The sequence below is a fragment of the Falsiroseomonas oryziterrae genome, assembly GCF_021864505.1.
GTDB lineage: Bacteria > Pseudomonadota > Alphaproteobacteria > Acetobacterales > Acetobacteraceae > Falsiroseomonas > Falsiroseomonas oryziterrae.
This window is the reverse complement of sequence record NZ_JAKJIB010000444.1, coordinates 1-2,664: the sequence shown is the minus strand read 5'-3', so window position 1 is coordinate 2,664 and position 2,664 is coordinate 1. Positions and strand designations below refer to the sequence as shown.

At 74.1% G+C, this 2,664-nt stretch carries 4 protein-coding genes; 3 read left to right on the top strand and 1 reads right to left on the bottom strand.

Annotated features, from left to right (window positions below; translation table 11 throughout):
* Both L2I40_RS21685 and L2I40_RS21680 read left to right on the top strand, forming a co-directional pair.
* Positions 1-760, top strand: a 760-nt coding sequence (locus L2I40_RS21685) for a trypsin-like serine peptidase (RefSeq protein ID WP_237217321.1), incomplete at its 5' end; no start/stop codon positions are given.
* Between the two features lie 283 nt (positions 761-1,043).
* A complete protein-coding gene (locus L2I40_RS21680; protein WP_237217319.1) occupies positions 1,044-1,541 on the top strand; it encodes a YidB family protein in 498 nt (165 codons plus the stop codon).
* Between the two features lie 9 nt (positions 1,542-1,550).
* Here L2I40_RS21680 and L2I40_RS21675 read toward each other — a convergent pair whose 3' ends face one another.
* Complete coding sequence (locus L2I40_RS21675) at positions 1,551-2,045, bottom strand: hypothetical protein (RefSeq protein WP_237217317.1); 495 nt, start codon at positions 2,043-2,045, stop codon at positions 1,551-1,553.
* A gap of 257 nt (positions 2,046-2,302) precedes the next feature.
* Here L2I40_RS21675 and L2I40_RS21670 point away from each other — a divergent pair.
* Positions 2,303-2,664, top strand: a 362-nt coding sequence (locus L2I40_RS21670; RefSeq protein WP_237217315.1) for a hypothetical protein, incomplete at its 3' end; no start/stop codon positions are given.

Here is a 2,664-nt window from a genome sequence, read left to right as displayed (position 1 = left end):
GCTGCTGCTCGCGCTGGCCGGCTGCGCCGGCCCGCTGCCCTCGGCCGGGCCAGGCCTGCCGCGCGTCGGCCTGGCGGCCAAGGAAGTGCGCCAGACGGTCAGCCTGGAGGAGGCGCCGTGGCGCTCGGTCGGGCTGGTCGCCACCGCGGTCGGCGGACGCTGCACCGGCGCGGTGATCGGGCCGCGCACCGTGCTGACGGCGGCGCATTGCCTGCTCGACCCGCGCAGCGCCCGGATGCTGCAGCCCGAGGCGGTGGCCTTCGTCATCGGCCTGTCGCCCGACAGCGCCGGCGAGCGCCGGGGCGTCGCCTCCTTCATCTACGGGCCCGGCTTCGTCGCGCGTCCCGGACCCATGCCCGATCCGGACGCGCCGCCGGATGCCGACTGGGCCGTGCTGACGCTGGACGCCGAGGCGCCCGAATTGCCGCCGGGGCTGGCCCTGCCGCTGGCCACCGCGCTGGTCCGGCCCGGCACGCCGGTCGCGCTCGGCGGCTATCAGGCGGATCGGCCTCGCGTGCTGATCGCCGATCTTGCCTGCACCACCCTGGGCTATGGGCGCGATGCGTCGGGGCGGCTGATGCTGCGGCATTCCTGCTCGGCGACGGGCGGGTCGAGCGGCGGGCCGCTCCTCCTCCGGCAGGCGGATGGGCGCTGGGTGGTGGCCGGTGTCGGCTCCATGGCCGTGCGCGGGGAGGCCGGCGGCTGGGCGGTGCCGGCCGCCACCGTCCGACGCGACGCGGCCGCCGCGAAAGGCGGCTGAACGGGCCGCGTGGGGCGCCAGGCCGGTTGTCAGCCGGCGATGCGCTCCTGAAGCACCATTAGCAGCACCGCGACGACGGCGGCGCCGGCGACGATCGGGAAGGTTCACGGCATCTGGGGCGGATGCTCGCGGTCGTGGTTGGGATGCAGCAGCGTCATGGCGCGTCCAACGCAGCCGCACCGCCCGGCGTTCGTTGCATGGCAGCGAACACCCGCCCGGCTGGGCGGAACTTCCCCCGCGGCGCGACGATTCTCCCGGGTCCGCAATCCGAGGGAGATCGAGGATGGCCCGTGGGACCCCATCGATGCTGGCGCTGCTCGGCGTGCTCGCCGTCGCCGGCTACCAGAACCGTGACAAGCTCGCCGAGATCCTCGGCAAGGCCGGGTTGCGCGGCCCGCTGCCTGGCCCGGTGCCTGGCCCCGTTCCCGGCCCGGTGAACGAGGCGGGCCGCCAGGGCGGCCAGATGGAAACGATGGCGCATGGCGGCCGACCGGAGGCCGCGGCCGTGCCAAGCATCGGCGCCGTGCTGTCGGAAGGCATCCGCGACATCGTGGACCGCTTCAGGCAAAGCGGCCTGGGCGACGCTGCGGACAGTTGGGTCGCACGCGGCCCGAACCGACGCGTGCAGGCCGACCAGATCGAGGCCGCGATCGGCAGCGACACGATCGAGCTGCTCGCCACCCGCACCGGCCTCTCGCGCCAGGAAATCGTCGCCCGCCTCGCGCGCGAGCTGCCGGAGGCGGTCGACAAGTACACGCCCGAGGGCCGGTTGCCGACCTGACCGGGACGCTCAGCGCTCCCGGAATGAGCGCGACATGACGGTCACGGCCGCGTCGATGCAGGGCCGCATGTCGCGCGGGAACTCCATCCAGAGCGTCGCCACTGCGCCGCTGCGCAGCAGCATGGTGCGTCGGTAGAAGATCCGGCCCACCATGTGGCCGCTGATGACGAACCAGTTGCCGCGCGCGGCGCGGTAGGTCACCTCGCCGCCGCTGTTCTGCACCACGTCGCCGACCGCGCCCCGCAGCAACTCCTGCAGGCCCATCCGTTCCCGGTTGCGGGAGACGTTCACGACGGCGGTGGCGCGCCGGTCCGCCGTCCAGAACCGCGCATTGTCGCGCGACGCCGGCACGCTGCCCGGATCCAGCGCGAACATCGCCGGGTAGTCCATGACGATCGCGAAGGCCTCGTTCCGGTAGGTGCGCAGGGCGCCGAGCTCGGGGCAACCGGGCCTTTGCGCGCCGGCGGAGCCCGCCGCGAGAGCGAGGCCGACTGCCAGGAACAAGCGTCGTGCGTGCCGCTGCATCGGCTGCCCCCCGAAGCCCGATGCAGCGTCAACGCAGGCAGCCTGTTCGGTTGCAGGATCGGGATCGCAGTCGCGCATCGCACGAGCCTTCCGCGCCATGCTCGTAACGAATCGCGTGCGGAACGCTGGATTGCACGCGATGCGCGCATAACGGGTCAGATGATATACTGCGACTCGTGCCGTGCCGCTTTCGCCCGGCTCTCCGCAGCCCCGCCAGCCCGAGCCGAGACATGGCCATGGACACGCTGAGCGACAGCCACCCATCGGCGGCCGGCCTGCGGGACCTCGCAGCCGGGGGGCCGGTCCGGCCCCGCGTCGCCCGGCGGGTCGCGGGCCTCCGGCGTGCGCTCCTGCTCGGCCTCGCCGGTTTTGGTGCGCTGATCGCGCTCGGCTGGACCCTTGTCGACACCGCCTTGTCGGATGGTGACCGTCGCCTGCAGGAGGCCGCGGCAGCGCTTGCCCGCGGCGCCGAGGACGCGCTGGCGCCTGCCGAGGCGCTGGCTGCGCTGCTTGCGGCGCGCCTGCGGGCGGACGGCATCGGCTCGCCCGATGCGCTGCAACGGTGGGCGGCCGCGCGACCGGCCGAGGAGCTTCTGCG

Bases quoted from the DNA above. Each gene is read 5' to 3' on its own strand.
- L2I40_RS21680 (WP_237217319.1), top strand. From the start codon at position 1,044: ATGGCCCGTGGGACCCCATCGATGCTGGCGCTGCTCGGCGTGCTCGCC.